General features: G+C 36.7%; 13 protein-coding genes. 6 read left to right on the forward strand and 7 right to left on the reverse strand.

Annotated features, from left to right (window positions below; all coding sequences use genetic code 11):
* Positions 1–21: 21 nt before the first annotated feature.
* The 7 genes from gyrA to dnaA all read right to left on the reverse strand — a co-directional run bounded on the left by gyrA (position 22) and on the right by dnaA (position 9,367).
* On the reverse strand, positions 22–2,493 hold the full coding sequence (gene gyrA, locus ACZ5N5_RS05120) for a DNA gyrase subunit A (protein ID WP_109983448.1): 2,472 nt from the start codon (positions 2,491–2,493) through the stop codon (positions 22–24).
* Between the two features lie 127 nt (positions 2,494–2,620).
* Positions 2,621–4,543 carry a DNA topoisomerase (ATP-hydrolyzing) subunit B gene (gyrB, locus tag ACZ5N5_RS05125; protein ID WP_219987216.1) on the reverse strand — a complete coding sequence of 641 codons (1,923 nt, stop codon included), beginning with the start codon at positions 4,541–4,543 and terminating at the stop codon, positions 2,621–2,623.
* A 102-nt stretch (positions 4,544–4,645) separates the two neighbouring features.
* A complete protein-coding gene (gene remB, locus ACZ5N5_RS05130) occupies positions 4,646–4,933 on the reverse strand; it encodes an extracellular matrix regulator RemB (protein WP_109983447.1) in 288 nt (95 codons plus the stop codon).
* 13 nt (positions 4,934–4,946) lie between these two features.
* Entirely contained in the window at positions 4,947–6,059 is a 1,113-nt protein-coding gene (recF, locus tag ACZ5N5_RS05135; protein WP_464373369.1) for a DNA replication/repair protein RecF, read from the reverse strand.
* Positions 6,060–6,176: 117 nt separating this feature from the next.
* Positions 6,177–6,401 carry a S4 domain-containing protein YaaA gene (gene yaaA / locus ACZ5N5_RS05140; RefSeq protein WP_054860838.1) on the reverse strand — a complete coding sequence of 75 codons (225 nt, stop codon included), beginning with the start codon at positions 6,399–6,401 and terminating at the stop codon, positions 6,177–6,179.
* 289 nt (positions 6,402–6,690) lie between these two features.
* Positions 6,691–7,833: a DNA polymerase III subunit beta gene (dnaN, locus tag ACZ5N5_RS05145; protein ID WP_054860837.1), complete on the reverse strand. Its 1,143-nt coding sequence runs from the start codon at positions 7,831–7,833 to the stop codon at positions 6,691–6,693.
* A gap of 181 nt (positions 7,834–8,014) precedes the next feature.
* Positions 8,015–9,367: a chromosomal replication initiator protein DnaA gene (gene dnaA / locus ACZ5N5_RS05150; protein ID WP_109983445.1), complete on the reverse strand. Its 1,353-nt coding sequence runs from the start codon at positions 9,365–9,367 to the stop codon at positions 8,015–8,017.
* 516 nt (positions 9,368–9,883) lie between these two features.
* Between dnaA and rpmH the strand changes: the two genes are divergently transcribed.
* The 6 genes from rpmH (at position 9,884) to mnmG (ending at position 15,752) form a co-directional block, all read left to right on the forward strand.
* Positions 9,884–10,018 carry a 50S ribosomal protein L34 gene (gene rpmH / locus ACZ5N5_RS05155; protein WP_054788573.1) on the forward strand — a complete coding sequence of 45 codons (135 nt, stop codon included), beginning with the start codon at positions 9,884–9,886 and terminating at the stop codon, positions 10,016–10,018.
* A gap of 123 nt (positions 10,019–10,141) precedes the next feature.
* A complete protein-coding gene (gene rnpA, locus ACZ5N5_RS05160; protein WP_054860836.1) occupies positions 10,142–10,495 on the forward strand; it encodes a ribonuclease P protein component in 354 nt (117 codons plus the stop codon).
* 97 nt (positions 10,496–10,592) lie between these two features.
* Positions 10,593–11,387: a YidC family membrane integrase SpoIIIJ gene (spoIIIJ, locus tag ACZ5N5_RS05165; RefSeq protein ID WP_464373370.1), complete on the forward strand. Its 795-nt coding sequence runs from the start codon at positions 10,593–10,595 to the stop codon at positions 11,385–11,387.
* Complete coding sequence (jag, locus tag ACZ5N5_RS05170; protein WP_464373371.1) at positions 11,384–12,004, forward strand: RNA-binding cell elongation regulator Jag/EloR; 621 nt, start codon at positions 11,384–11,386, stop codon at positions 12,002–12,004. The genes spoIIIJ and jag overlap by 4 nt, the downstream gene beginning before the upstream one ends.
* Positions 12,005–12,461: 457 nt before the next feature.
* Complete coding sequence (gene mnmE / locus ACZ5N5_RS05175; RefSeq protein ID WP_109983444.1) at positions 12,462–13,838, forward strand: tRNA uridine-5-carboxymethylaminomethyl(34) synthesis GTPase MnmE; 1,377 nt, start codon at positions 12,462–12,464, stop codon at positions 13,836–13,838.
* 21 nt (positions 13,839–13,859) lie between these two features.
* The gene (mnmG, locus tag ACZ5N5_RS05180; RefSeq protein WP_464373372.1) at positions 13,860–15,752 is read left to right on the forward strand and encodes a tRNA uridine-5-carboxymethylaminomethyl(34) synthesis enzyme MnmG; all 1,893 of its coding nucleotides are present in this window, start codon (positions 13,860–13,862) and stop codon (positions 15,750–15,752) included.
* Positions 15,753–15,772 lie beyond the last annotated feature (20 nt).

A 15,772-nucleotide genomic window follows, 5' to 3' on the forward strand; every position in this document is an offset into this window, starting at 1 on the left:
AATCGGATCACAACCCTTATCTTAATTTTCTTCTTGCACTTCTCCTTCTTCTTCGGAATCTTCCTCAGGGTCAATCTTTGCAACAGTTGCTACTTTTTCTTCTTCCTGTAAACGAATTAATCGAACCCCTTGTGTATTTCTTCCAGTTGTAGAGATACCCTCGACCTGCATTCTGATTAAAACACCAGAAACCGTCATAATCATAATATCTTCTTCGCCTGTGACTGTTTTAACGGCAATTACCTCTCCTGTTTTATCTGTAACATTACAGGTAAAAATTCCTTTACCGCCTCGGTTTGTTCTACGATAATCCTCTACAGGTGTACGTTTTCCATAACCATTTTCGGTTACATTTAGGACATAGTAGCCATCCTCAATAATTTCCATGGATACTACCTCATCATCATTTCGTAGAGAAATACCTTTCACACCTGCTGCGGTTCGCCCCATAGATCTTATTTGTTCTTCCTCAAAGCGAATAACATAACCATTTCTCGTACCGATTAAAATATCCTTCGTTCCATCTGTTAATCGAACCGAAATTAATTCATCATCATCCCTTAAATTTAAGGCAATTAAGCCACCTCTTCTAATATTAGAAAATTGTGTTAAAGAGGTTCTTTTGGATATACCGTGTTTTGTCGTAAAGAAGAGATACCAATCTTCATGGTATTCTGATACCGTAATCACTGCATTAATCCATTCACCTTGTTCAATTTCTAATAAATTAATAATCGGAATTCCTTTTGCTGTTCGATTAAATTCTGGGATTTCGTAGCCTTTTGCTCGATAGACCTTCCCTTTATTAGAGAAAAATAGCACAGTGTCATGAGTAGAGCATGATACTAGATGCTCGACAAAGTCATCTTCATTTGTGCCCATCCCTTGGATACCTCGTCCACCTCTTCGTTGTGCTCGATAGGTTGATGCTGGGAGACGTTTAATATAGCCACGATGGGTCAAGGTAATGACAATATTCTCTTCAGGAATTAAATCTTCATCCTCAATTAAATCAATGCCACCACTGACAATTTCGGTTTTTCTCTCATCATTATAGCGTTCTTTAATTTCGATTAATTCCTCACGAATGATTTCTAAAATCTTTTCTTCATTGGCCAAAATAGCCTTCAATTCTTCAATTAATGCTTTAATCTCTTGATATTCTTCTTCGATCTTTTCTCGTTCTAAACCAGTTAGACGTTGCAAACGCATATCTAAAATAGCCTGAGCTTGTTTTTCAGAAAGCTTAAATTCATTCATTAAGCCTTCTCGAGCTATTTCTGTCGTTTGAGATTGGCGAATTAACGCAATGATCGCATCAATATGATCAAGTGCAATACGTAACCCTTCTAAAATGTGGGCTCTTGCTTCCGCTTTGTTTAATTCATATTGTGTTCTTCTTGTGATGACTTCTTTTTGGTGTTCTAAATAATATTGTAAGCATTGCTTTAAGTTCAACACCTTTGGTTGTCCATCCACAAGTGCTAGCATATTAATACCAAAGGATGTTTGTAATGATGTTTGTTTAAAGAGATTGTTTAATACCACATTCGGATTGGCATCACGTCTTAATTCAATCACAATTCGCATCCCTGTTCGATCCGATTCATCGCGTAAATCAGTTATTCCCTCAATGCGCTTATCTCTTGCTAAGTCGGCAATCTTCTCAATTAGTTTCGCTTTATTCACCTGATAAGGAATTTCTGTCACAAGGATTCTAGCTTTCCCATTCGCTTGTTCCTCTATTTCCGTTTTGGCTCGAAGCGTGATCGCACCTTTTCCTGTTTCATAAGCTCTTCTAATTCCGCTTCTCCCTAGAATTTGCCCTGCTGTTGGAAAATCTGGCCCATGAATATATTCTTCCATTAATTCAGAAATAGTGATTTCAGGATTCTTACTGATGGCAAGAATAGCATCAATCGTTTCTCCTAGTTGATGTGGTGGGATATTCGTTGCCATCCCAACTGCAATACCTGATGCACCATTCACTAATAAATTCGGAAATTTAGCAGGTAACACCTTTGGTTCTTTTTCTGAGCCATCATAGTTATCCATATAATCAATCGTATTTTTATTAATATCTCGAAGCATTTCCATCGATATCTTGGACATACGTGCTTCTGTATAACGCATCGCCGCTGGAGGGTCACCATCTACCGATCCAAAGTTCCCGTGACCATCCACTAACATATAGCGAAAGCTAAAATCCTGTGCCATTCTAACCATCGCATCATATACAGCAGAGTCCCCATGTGGGTGATATTTACCTATAACATCTCCAACAATACGAGCAGATTTTTTATAAGCTTTATCTGCATGCATACCTTGGTCATTTAGTGCATATAATATTCTACGATGGACTGGCTTTAACCCATCTCTTACATCAGGAAGTGCACGGGACACAATAACACTCATCGCATAATCTAAAAAAGATGTCCGCATTTCTTGTCCAATATTTATTTCTTGTACTTGTGGACGTATATTATCCACCATAAATCATTACCTCCTATTCATTGCAGGAACAAAAGCATAGAAGCGCTAGGCTAACTCTTCTTCTCATTCCTTAGCGCTCAGAGTTGGATATGATCACCACCATCCAACATCTCGTTATTGCTAAACCTTAAATATCTAGATTTTTGACATATACGGCATTATCTTGAATAAAATTACGCCGCGGCTCTACCTTATCACCCATTAACATATCAAAAATTTGATCGGCATCCATTGCATCCACTAGATTGACTTGAAGTAATGTCCTTGTGTCTGGATCCATCGTTGTATCCCAAAGCTGTTCTGCATTCATTTCTCCAAGACCTTTATAGCGCTGGATTCCTGGCTTCGGTTGTCCTGGTAATTCCTGCAATAATTGATCCAACTCCCTGTCACTATATGTGTAATGAACCGCCTTTCCTTGTTTTACCTGATAGAGTGGTGGCTGTGCAATATAAACATAGCCATGCTCAATTAATGGTCGCATAAAACGAAAGAAAAAGGTTAACAATAGTGTACGAATGTGAGCACCATCAACGTCAGCATCTGTCATAATGATAATTTTATGGTAACGAGCCTTCGTGATATCAAATTCCTCACCAATACCTGTCCCTAATGCAGTAATAATGGTACGAATTTCATTATTGGATAATATTTTATCTAGTCTAGCTTTTTCCACATTGAGTACTTTCCCTCGTAATGGGAGAATTGCTTGGAAGTGTCTATCTCTTCCTTGTTTAGCTGAACCACCTGCCGAATCCCCCTCTACGATATAAAGCTCACTGATCGAAGCATCTCTAGAAGAACAATCCGCTAATTTACCTGGAAGATTAGAAACCTCTAATGCCCCTTTTCTTCTAGTCAATTCTCTTGCTTTCTTCGCAGCAATTCTAGCTCGTGAGGCCATCAGACCTTTATCTACTATTATTCTCGCGGTATTCGGATTTTCAAATAGAAACTTACTAAACAGTTCACTAAATGAAGCATCTGTAATGGTCCTTGCTTCACTATTACCTAATTTAGTCTTTGTTTGACCTTCAAACTGTGGATCAGGATGCTTAATCGATATAATGGCCGTTAAACCTTCTCTCACATCGTCTCCAGACAAGTTCGGGTCATTTTCCTTAAACAAATTATTCTTTCTTGCATAGTCATTAATCACACGTGTTAAACCTGTTTTAAACCCAGATTCATGGGTACCACCCTCATGTGTGTTAATATTATTCGCGAAAGAATAGATGTTACTAGCAAATCCTTCATTGTATTGTAAAGCAACTTCTACTTGAATGTTGTCTTCTTCTTTTTCTGCATAGAATGGTTCATGTAATACTTCTTTTGAACGATTCAAATGCTCGACATATGATTTAATTCCACCTTCATAATGGAATGTTTCCGTTTCTTTATCTTCTTCTCGATTATCTTTAATCGAAATAGTTAACCCTTTATTTAAGAAGGCTAATTCTCTTAAACGAGTGGCTAGTATATCATACTGATAAACCGTTGTTTCCGTAAAAATCTCTGGATCTGGCTTAAACCTAGTGCGTGTCCCTGTTATATCTGTATCGCCAATAACGTGAAGATCTTCTTTTGGTTTCCCTTGGCTAAAGCTTATATAATGGATTTTTCCATCCCGATGCACATATACCTCTAGCTCCGTCGAAAGTGCGTTCACAACAGAAGCACCTACCCCGTGCAAACCACCAGAGACCTTGTAGCCTCCACCACCGAATTTACCACCTGCGTGTAGTACGGTCATAATGGTTTCTACCGCTGGACGACCTGTCTTCTCATGCAAGCTTACAGGAATCCCACGACCATTATCGACAACCGTAATACTATTATCTTTCTCAATAAAAACCTCGATATGATCACAGTAGCCTGCAAGTGCTTCGTCTATACTATTATCTACAATTTCCCATACTAGATGGTGAAGACCTCTTTCATTCGTAGAACCAATATACATACCAGGTCTTTTTCTAACTGCCTCTAGCCCTTCTAATACTTGGATCTGATCGGCATCATATACTTGTTGTCCTGTACTTTTTTCTTCCATTGTCATATCCATCACCCACATTCCTCTAATTAATAATGGAAAAATATTTCTTATCCTCACGATCAGTGGGAATGAAGAACACCCACTGATGAAAATCTCACTTTATGATTCTTCGTAGTTTTCTGAATAATCTTCTAGTTTGCTAATGGTAGAGATCATACTCGCTCTCTTTTTTAGTGTTAAAACAGAGAGTGGACTGTAATAAACTTTATTTGTTGTAATAACAATCGCTTTCGTTAGATCTTCCTCTGTTGCAATAATTTCTTTTTCCCTTCTCAACTCTTGTAGCATTTCCTCATTGATGGTAGATGAAGTGACTAAGCTATAATCTATAATGGCAATAACATCTTTAGATTGAATAACATGGTCGTCTCCAATATGAATAAACATTTTATCCCCACTTTTATCTCGTTATATTTCCATCATGAACCTTGAATATTTCCGCTTTTTTCAATGTTTGGTGATCAATGCCATCCACACTCGTCGTGGAGACAAACGTCTGAACCTTCCCTTCAATCGTATCTAATAAATGGGACTGGCGGTAATCATCTAATTCACTTAACACATCATCTAATAATAATATGGGATAATCACCAATTTCTTGATGGATCAATTCAATTTCTGCAAGTTTTAACGAAAGGGCTGTTGTTCTTTGCTGACCTTGTGAACCAAAGGTTTGTACATTTTTACCATTGACGAAAAACGCTAAATCATCGCGGTGCGGCCCTATTAAGGTTGTCCCACGTTCGATTTCTTTGGATTCCATTTTTTCGAACGTGCTCCGGTAATGCTGTAAAATTTCTTCCTTTTGGTCGGAATTCGCTAAATCAATGGTGGCCTGGTATCGAATATCTAAATGTTCAAGGTTACGACTGATTCCACTATGTATATCAGCAGCCCAATTTCTTAAACGTTCAAGGAAATGGATTCGTTTTTCGATAATTATTCCTGCATGTTCGATCAGTTGGTCTGTCAATACATGTAGCATCGTAATGTCTACCTTTTGCTTTTTTTGCAATTGTTTTAATAAATGATTTCTTTGTTTTAAAATTTTGATATATTGCCCAAGATGATATATATAAACAGGCTGAATTTGCCCGATTTCCATATCAATAAAACGCCTTCGTATTTGTGGACTTCCTTTTACTAAATTCAAGTCTTCCGGTGCAAACATGACAATATTTAAAGCCCCAATATAATCACTAAGACGTTTCTGTTCCAGATGATTTAATTTTGCTTTTTTCCCTTTGTTCGTAATCGAAATCTCTAACGGAAATTGGCGGTTTCGTTTATAAACACTACCCTCTATTTTAGCATAATTTTGCTCCCATTGGATTAATTCTTTATCTTTTGTTGTACGATGAGATTTCGAAAATCCTAACACATAGATAGCTTCCATCAAATTAGTTTTACCTTGAGCATTTTCTCCTATAAAAACATTAACTTTATCATCAAATTCTATCGTTAATTTGGGATAATTACGATAATTTAATAATTGAAGTGATTGAATATACATACGAGTTTCCTTTCTAAAGAAACATGCTAGAAAAGCGGACGCCGTCCTTTCAAACAATAGCAAATGGACTGAAAAACGGAGATTATATACTTTATTTACACAGCGAAAATGATGGCACTAGTTTTCCTCTGCTGCAACAATAAAGGTTCCAATATCCTCAACATAAACCGTATCTCCAGGATATAATTTCCTACCTCGTCTGTTTTCTAATTCGTCATTCACATAGACTCCAGTTTCTTGAAGGAACACCTTCACCATTCCACCAGAATCTAAAATATTGGCAAGCTTTAAAAATTGCCCTAGCTGAATGTATTCTGTAGAGATTCCGATTTTTTCTTCCATCTTTCATTCACCTTCTTTTCCTACAATAGATAGCTCGAAACGATTCTACTATCGTTTTGTTAACTTGAATTGAATCTACCGTTAACTATTATAGCCCTTCTATCTATATTACTAAACATTTGGCTGTAAGAAAAGGAAACACTAATAAGTGGGGCATTTCATAGACATTTTTCCACAGGGTTATCGTTAAGGTTATCTATTTACTAAAGAAAGGTAATTATTTTTTTATCGTGTACAGCTGTCCAAAAAAGAAAAAGGAACAATTTAAACATTGTTCCCTTAAATCTCTTTAAAAGGTTCTTACAGGTAAAATAAGCTGGAGGATATGGTCATTATCCACAGGCTTTAGGATAAATGGCCTCATCGCACCAGTAAATTCAATTTTTATTTGATCTGTTTCCATGATCTTCAGGGCATCAATCATATATTTCGAACTAAATGAAATTTTTAAGTCTTCCCCTTCGATCGTATTTACCGTTAGATCTTCTTCTACATTTCCTATTTCCGGTGAATTACTAGATATTTCTATCGTGTTATTTTCTTTTGTTTGAAGACGAATCACATTATTTTGATTTTCTCTTGCTAACAAGGATGCACGATCGACAGTTTGTAAGAGTTGCTTTGTATTAGTATGAATTATTGTTTTACTTTCTTCTGGAATTAATCTAGACGTTTCTGGATATTTTCCATCAAGTAATCTTGATAAAAAGTATAGATTTTCCGTTTGGAAAGCTATTTGGTTATCAGAAATACTAATCGTGATTTTTTCCTCTGTATCCTCTAGTATTTTGCTTAGTTCATTTAAGCTTTTCCCTGGAATCACCACCTGATTAGAAGGAAAAGTATCGATGGGAGATTCCAACGGGATATTACTTGCAGCTAAACGATGAGAATCCGTAGCAATAAACTTTAACAAATCCTCTTCTGCACGTAAGTTCACTCCAGTTAAAATCGGTCTAGTCTCAGAAGTGGAGACAGCAAACACGGTTTGTTTAATCATATTCTTCAATAGGTTGATCGGTAATTCAAAGCTAGAATCTGTCTGTAATTGAGAAATTTGTGGATATTCCTCAGCGTCTTGTCCATTCAAATGAAATTCTGCACTACCTGAATGGATGGTTACTTGTAAATGATCATCCGTCTCAATTTGAACGGTATCCTGTGGTAATTTCCGAATAATCTCTGGAAAATACTTAGCATGAACGACGATTTCTCCTTGTTCAATTTCGTCAATAAATTGAATTCCTTCTTCTTCCATTGGTATGTAAGATTCTATCGTTATATCAGAATCACTACCTGTTAATTTTAATCCATTTTGTGTTGCTTGAATTTTCAAGCCAGACAAAATAGGAATAGCTGTCTTGGAAGAAATGGCTTTGGTTACATGTTGTATGCTTTCCAATAATTTGGCTTGATTAATAATTACTTTCATTCTTAATCCTCCTTGAGGAAGTGTATTATATATTATTAATAATAAAATATAGTAATAATAGTAATAGGGGCTGTGAATATGTGGATAACTACCGTTTTCCGAAATGAAATGAGTTATCCAGATGTGAATAAGTTGTTTATAGTTGTGCATCACTTATCCACAGAGTTCACAATGATAGATTTTAAATAGATTTAAGCTGTTCTTTAATCTCGTCTATTTCTTTACTCAATAAGGAGTCTGTTGCAATCATTTTTGATATTTTTTCATGTGCGTGAATCACGGTAGTATGATCTCTACCACCGAATTCTTCCCCTATTTTAGGTAAAGAAAAGTCAGTTAGCTCTCTTGATAGATACATAGCTATTTGTCTTGGAAAAGCTATGGATTTTGTTCTTTTCTTGGCAGCAAATTCTTCTAATTTCACTTGATATCTCTTACCTACAGCTTCTTGAATATGATGGATCGTAATCACTTTCGGTTTCGATGCAGGAATGATATCCTTCAGTGCCTCTGCTGCTAAGGATGCATCTATATCTTGATTGATCAAGGACGAATATGCGACAACACGAATAAGTGCACCTTCTAGTTCGCGAATATTCGTATCAATTTGATTGGCAATATAAAGCATAACTTCGTTTGGAATATCAAGTCCATCTGCTTTGGCTTTTTTTCTTAGTATAGCAATTCTTGTTTCAAGATCGGGTGGGGTAATATCTGTAATAAGTCCCCATTCAAAGCGTGATCTTAAACGGTCTTCCAGTGTCGGAATTTCCTTTGGCGGACGGTCACTTGAAATAATAATCTGTTTGTTTTCTTCATGTAGAGTATTAAAAGTATGGAAAAATTCTTCCTGTGTTTGTTCTTTTCCAGCTAGAAACTGAATATCATCTATTAGAAGCACGTCGACGTTTCGATATTTATTACGAAAATTGACGGCCTTATTATCTCGAATAGAATTAATAAATTCATTCGTAAATTTCTCGGATGATAGATAGACCACCTTTGCAGATGGATTATGATCGAGAACATAATGTCCAATTGCATGCATGAGGTGTGTTTTTCCTAAACCAACGCCTCCATAGATGAAGAGTGGATTATATGCTTTTGCTGGCGCCTCAGCAACGGCTAAAGATGCAGCATGAGCGAACCGATTACCAGAGCCAATAACAAATGTTTCAAAGGTATATTTATCATTGAGCATTGATTTTGGCGAAGTATGATTTCCCTGGGAAGAGATGATCGCCTTCTTTTTCGTTTGAGTTTCTTCTGCATTTAATATTTCTGCAGATTCTGGAATGATAAATTTAACAGATAGATCAGCACCTGTAAGCTCATAAAGCACTTCTTTTACAATTTTCGTATATTTAGATTCCAACCAATCACGAGTGAACTCATTTGGTGCCGATATAATAACAGTATCTTCTTGGATTTGGTCAATTAATGTGTTTTTAAGCCAGGTGTCATAGCTAGGCTTACTCACTTTTTCCTTAATCATTTCTAGCGTATTCTGCCAAAGATCCTCTATATTCTCCATTTGGAACCTCCTTTCCTTCATTTAAGAATAAGTTGTGGATAATATTATGCCGATAAAAAAGCGGAAAACTTTGAAATTCAGTTTTCCACATGTATGTGTATAATGTAATATACAATATGTGAATTATTGTCCACATTTTATCCACAGTTTGTGGATAAGGAAGGAATCTTATTTAGATATTAACAGTATAAAACAAATATATATTATCAAAAAAGGGCAATAATTGCAATGTTTTATTGTAGGTTATCCACAAGTTAGACAATTTGTGAGTATTTTCTTTCCCCAGGGTATAAACTTGTGAATATTTTGTCGACAAAAGTGGGAAGAAGTAGAAAAACGTAAAAATGTTATCCACAACCGGGTGTTATAGTACAAGAATAACAGAAGTTTGTTGTATAACAGATTGCGAGGAGAAAAAGGAAACAAAATATTGACTAGGTTTCTATTTATCAGTATAATGATTAGGACTGTCTATTCGGTTATGATTTTTAGTTTCCTCAGGGAGGTGCATATAGAATGAAACGTACATTTCAACCAAATAATCGTAAACGCAAAAAGGTCCATGGATTCCGTGCACGTATGAGCACGAAAAATGGACGTAGAGTACTTGCTCGTCGTCGCAAGAAAGGTAGAAAAGTATTATCTGCATAGGCCACTGACATTTCAGTGGTCTTTTCTACTATAAGGAAGTAATGTTATGCTAAGAATAATAAAAATGTGATGAGCAAGTGGAATCTGATCTGTTTGTTAGATATGATGGAGGCGCAAGTTGTTATGAGGAAAGCTTTTCGAATAAAAAAAAATATCGAATTTCAAGATGTTTTTAAAAAAGGCGCTTCTTTTGCGAATCGACAATTAGTGATATATTTTTTACATAAAAACGATCAAAGGCATTACCGAATAGGATTATCGGTAAGTAAGAAGATAGGTAATGCAGTAGTTCGTAACAAGGTGAAAAGATATTTAAGACAAGCTTTTTTAGAATTAGATGAGGAGATTAAATCGTCCTATGATATTATTATCATTGCGAGGAAGCCTGTGAAGGATCTGGACTATCATCAGGTAAAAAAGAGTGTCCAGCATCTTCTTTATAAAACGAAGCTTTTAAAAAATGCTCGAGCTAATTAATAAGTTTTTATGAAACCTTGCTAAAATTTTAGCAGTATATAATAATAACATGATAAAATACTTTTTAGGATATGTTATGAGTTTAAGGAGGAGAAAGATGCGTAAAAAGCTCCTAGTATTAGTAGGCCTAATAGGCTTAGTACTATTCTTATCAGGTTGTGCAGAGATCGATCAAGAGATTACAGCGGAAAGTGATGGAATTTGGAACAAGTATTTTGTTTATCCATTATCATGGGTAATTGTGAAGGTTGCCGAGTTTTTCCATGCAGACTATGGATACGGTTTATCAATTGTCATTGTTACACTCATTATTCGTTTAATTTTATTACCTTTAAATATTAAACAATTGAAAAGCTCAAAGGCAATGCAACAAATTCAACCAGAATTACAAAAAATTCGTGAAAAATATAGTTCTAAAGATCAGCAAACACAGCAAAAATTGCAACAAGAAACGATGGAATTATTCCAGAAGAACGGAGTAAATCCACTAGCAGGTTGTTTACCAATTATTGTTCAAATGCCGATATTAATCGCCTTTTATCATGCAATTGTGCGAACAGGTGCATTAGATGGTCACCATTTCTTATGGTTCCAGCTCGACCAACCAGATCCATATTACATCTTGCCAGTATTAACGGCTGGATTTACCTTTTTACAGCAAAAGCTAATGATGGCTGGAACGACAACACAACAAAATTCAATGATGCCACAAATGACAATGATGCTTTATATCATGCCATTTATGATCGGGATATTTGCTATCTTTTTTGCATCTGCATTGGCACTTTATTGGGTAGTAGGTAATATCTTTATGGTATTACAAACATTACTAATTAAAAATCCAATGATGAGAAATAATGATGATGCATCCACAGGAGGAACGAAAAAGTGAGACAAGTAACTGCTACTGGACAAACGGTTGATGAAGCGATCCAATCAGCATTAAAGCAGTTAAACATCACAGAGGATCAAGCGAGCATCGAAATAATTGATGAGGGTAAAAAAGGATTACTCGGTTTATTCGGATCAAAGCCTGCGATTGTTAAGGTTGTGATACAGAAGGATCCAGTTGAGAAATTGGAGCAATATATTCAAAATATTTTGGCAGAGTTTGACGAAGGATTAGACGTAGAAATAACGGTTGCTGATAATGTCATTAACTGTGAATTAAGTGGGGAGAAAATTGCCGTATTGATTGGAAAAAGGGGACAAACCTTAAATGCCATTCAATATTTGTCGCAATTAGCGATTCATCAGTATGCGGATAAATACTATACTGTCATTGTGGATGCAGAAGGTTATCGTAGCCGCAGAAAAGAAACGTTAATCCAACTTGCTAATCGCTTAGCAGATCGCGCCATCGAAACAAGCAAACATGTGAAGATTGAACCAATGCCGTCTTTTGAAAGAAAAATTATCCATACAGCCTTACAAAACAACGCTAAAATTACAACAGATTCAGACGGAGTCGAACCCAATCGTTACGTAGTAATCAAACCGGTAAAGTGAGACTTCCATCCGTGAGGGGACTTTCTCACGGATGGTTAGCGAAACTTATCAGGATGCTTATCGTCCGTTGGCCTGCATGTAGCTTCAATGATCTTCTTAAATCTCCAAGTGGAGGTCTTACGGACGGTTGGCGCTGTGGTAAAGTGAGACTTCCATCCGTGATGGGCTTTCTCACGGATGATCAGGATGTAAAAATAAATAAGTGATGAAAACCCCGATGTGAGAAAACATCGGGGTTTTGTCATGAAGGAAGTCATAATCTTTATTGGAATATTTTTTAAAGATTGTCAAAACGTAAAGTTATACACATGTGGATAATTTGATTGATAAGATTTTTAGGATAAATAATGTGGATATCTTTTCAAGAGGGAATGGTTTGTGGTATTCTAATAAGTTAGTGGAGTGGAAATAATATTCGTTTGATATAGATGAAAAACAGAAACTAGGAGGTGAAATAATGGAGCAAGATACGATAACCGCCATATCGACACCTTTAGGAGAAGGAGCCATTGCCATAGTTCGATTAAGTGGAGATCATGCAATTACCATAGCTAATAAGATTTTTCAAGGTCAGGATTTAGTAGAAGTGAGCTCCCATACCATTCATTATGGAAAAATAATAGATCCGATAAAAGAAGAGATAATAGAAGAAGTAATGATTAGTGTGATGCGAGCACCAAAAACTTTTACGAAAGAAGATGTAGTGGAAATTAACTGCCATGGTGGAATTGCATCGGTTAACCGTCTGCTCGAGCTTGTTCTCGCAAATGGTGCACGGTTAGCGGAGCCAGGAGAATTTACGAAACGAGCTTTCCTAAATGGCCGTATTGATCTATCACAAGCTGAGGCTGTGATGGATTTAATTCGAGCTAAAACGGACAAGGCAATGAATGTAGCATTGAAGCAATTAGATGGGAAGCTGTCTACCTTAGTGAATCAATTGAGACAAAAATTAATTGAGACAGTTGCCCATGTAGAAGTAAATATTGATTACCCAGAGTACGATGATGTCGAAGAAATGTCGAATCATATGCTACGAGAAAAAACAGAGGAAGTATACCGAGAAGTCGAGCAGCTACTAAGCATGGCAAAGCAAGGAAAAATATTAAGAGAAGGAATTGCAACAGCAATTATTGGACGTCCAAATGTGGGGAAGTCCTCTTTACTCAATGCTTTAGTACAAGAAACAAAGGCGATTGTAACGGATATTCCTGGAACGACAAGAGATGTTATTGAGGAATATGTCAATATTAGAGGAATTCCGCTCCGATTAGTAGATACGGCAGGAATCCGAGAAACCGAGGATATTGTCGAAAAAATTGGAGTAGAACGCTCTCGACAAGCATTAAAGCAAGCAGACCTTATTCTGTTGGTTCTGAATAATGGAGAAGAATTAACCGAAGAGGACAGAAAGCTATTTGAAGCAATTAAGGATCTGGAATATATCGTGATCGTTAATAAAACGGATTTACCTACAAAGCTTGACAGACAAGAGGTGGAGCAATTAGCAGGTAAACAAAAGGTGATTACGACTGCCTTAATAGAAGATAAAGGTATTGATGCATTAGAGGCAGCAATTTCTGATACCTTCTTTGAAGGGGAATTAGATTCTGGAGATTTATCTTATGTTTCAAATGTCCGTCATATCCAACTTTTACAACAAACATTAAAGGCGCTAGATGATGCAAAAGACGCGATTGATGCCAATATGCCAATCGATCTAGTCCAAATAGATGTTACTCGAGCTTGGGAATTGCTTGGGGAAATAGTAGGAGATACGGTGCAGGATAGCCTAATAGATCAACTGTTCTCACAGTTTTGTTTAGGGAAATAATAAATAGAAGGGGGATCAGCGATGGCAACATATGAAGCTGGTCAATATGATGTAATTGTAATAGGGGCTGGACATGCTGGAGTAGAAGCAGCACATGCAGCAGCCAAACGCGGTGCTAGTACGTTAATGCTAACAATGAATTTAGATATGATTGCTTTTATGCCTTGTAATCCATCTATTGGAGGACCGGCAAAAGGAATTGTAGTAAGAGAAATCGATGCATTAGGTGGATTAATGGGAAAGGTAATTGACAAAACCTATATTCAAATGCGTATGCTGAATACAGGGAAAGGTCCTGCAGTTCGTGCCTTACGTGCTCAAGCAGACAAACCCTTATACATTCAAGAAATGAAAAAAACATTAGAACAAGAGCCAAATCTTACCTTAAGGCAAGGTATGGTTGAGAAGCTAATTGTAGAGGATGGCAAATGTCAGGGTGTCATTACAGAAACGAAGGCCATTTATCGCGCGAATTCCGTGATTATTACGACAGGAACCTTTATGCGTGGCCGTGTCATTATCGGGGATATCTCTTATGAGAGTGGACCAAATAATCAGCGGGCAAGTGTCAAACTAGCCGAAAACCTAGAGGAATTGGGCTTTGAGCTTGTTCGTTTTAAGACAGGGACACCACCAAGAGTTGTCAACCATTCGATTGATTATAGTAAAACAGAAATTCAACCAGGTGATGAACATCCGGAGCATTTCTCCTATGAAACAACGAAAGCAATCGTCGATCAAATTCCTTGTTGGTTAACCTATACAAATCAAAAAACACATGAAATCATCAACGATAATTTAGGTTTATCCGCCATGTATTCCGGAATGATTAAAGGTACAGGACCACGCTATTGTCCATCAATCGAGGATAAAATTGTGCGTTTCCATGATAAACCAAGACACCAAATTTTCTTAGAACCAGAAGGAAGGAATACAGAAGAGGTATATGTACAAGGACTTTCCACCTCACTACCAGAATATGTTCAAAAAGAAATATTACAAAGCATACCTGGTCTCGAAGAAGCGGAAATTATGCGTGCAGGTTACGCGATTGAATATGATGCAGTTGTACCAACCCAATTATGGCCAACCTTAGAAGTGAAAAATATTGTTGGTTTATTTACAGCAGGCCAAATCAATGGGACGTCAGGATATGAGGAAGCGGCTGGTCAAGGAATTATGGCAGGAATTAATGCTGCAGCTAAGGCGTTAGACAAGGATACGTTAATTCTGGATCGCTCCCAGGCTTATATTGGTGTGTTAATCGATGACCTTGTAACAAAGGGAACAAATGAGCCATATCGACTATTAACATCACGCGCGGAATACCGATTACTACTAAGACATGATAATGCAGATTTGCGTTTAACTGAAATAGGGTATAAGCTAGGATTAATTACGGAGGAACGTTATCAAAAATTCGAAGAGAAAAAACAGCTAATTCAAGAAGAAAAAGAACGATTACAAAGCATTCGACTAAAACCAACGGAGGAACTTCAAACCATTATGGAAGAAATAGGTGGTACAAGGCTAAAGGATGGTATATTAGCTTATGACCTATTAAAAAGACCAGAAGTTACCTATGAGGTTATCGAAAAAGTCTGTCCATCTGAGAAGGATATGGCAGGAGATGTGAAAGAACAGGTCGAAATTCAAATTAAATATCATGGATATATTGCTAAATCCAATCAACAAGTAGATCGTATGAAGAAAATGGAGAATAAGCTTATACCTGAAAATATTAATTATGATGCTATAAGTGGTATTGCTACGGAAGCAAGAGAAAAACTTAAAAAGGTTCAACCATTATCGGTTGCTCAAGCCTCTCGTATTTCAGGTGTTAACCCAGCAGATATATCCATCCTGCTCGTCTATATTGAACAAGGGAATGTCGCCAAGGTATCTAATGAATAAAATTAGTAAAAGGAGTCTAG

It is taken from the genome of Gracilibacillus sp. JCM 18966, from assembly GCF_055392695.1.

Coding starts and splice junctions, on each gene's coding strand:
- rnpA (WP_054860836.1), top strand. CDS start 10,142: ATGAGGAAAGCTTTTCGAATAAAAAAAAATATCGAATTTCAAGATGTT.
- dnaN (WP_054860837.1), bottom strand. CDS start 7,833: ATGAAAGTAATTATTAATCAAGCCAAATTATTGGAAAGCATACAACAT.
- mnmG (WP_464373372.1), top strand. CDS start 13,860: ATGGCAACATATGAAGCTGGTCAATATGATGTAATTGTAATAGGGGCT.
- yaaA (WP_054860838.1), bottom strand. CDS start 6,401: ATGGAAGAAAAAATCGGAATCTCTACAGAATACATTCAGCTAGGGCAA.
- spoIIIJ (WP_464373370.1), top strand. CDS start 10,593: ATGCGTAAAAAGCTCCTAGTATTAGTAGGCCTAATAGGCTTAGTACTA.
- rpmH (WP_054788573.1), top strand. CDS start 9,884: ATGAAACGTACATTTCAACCAAATAATCGTAAACGCAAAAAGGTCCAT.
- recF (WP_464373369.1), bottom strand. CDS start 6,059: ATGTATATTCAATCACTTCAATTATTAAATTATCGTAATTATCCCAAA.
- gyrB (WP_219987216.1), bottom strand. CDS start 4,543: ATGGAAGAAAAAAGTACAGGACAACAAGTATATGATGCCGATCAGATC.
- dnaA (WP_109983445.1), bottom strand. CDS start 9,367: ATGGAGAATATAGAGGATCTTTGGCAGAATACGCTAGAAATGATTAAG.
- mnmE (WP_109983444.1), top strand. CDS start 12,462: ATGGAGCAAGATACGATAACCGCCATATCGACACCTTTAGGAGAAGGA.
- remB (WP_109983447.1), bottom strand. CDS start 4,933: ATGTTTATTCATATTGGAGACGACCATGTTATTCAATCTAAAGATGTT.
- gyrA (WP_109983448.1), bottom strand. CDS start 2,493: ATGGTGGATAATATACGTCCACAAGTACAAGAAATAAATATTGGACAA.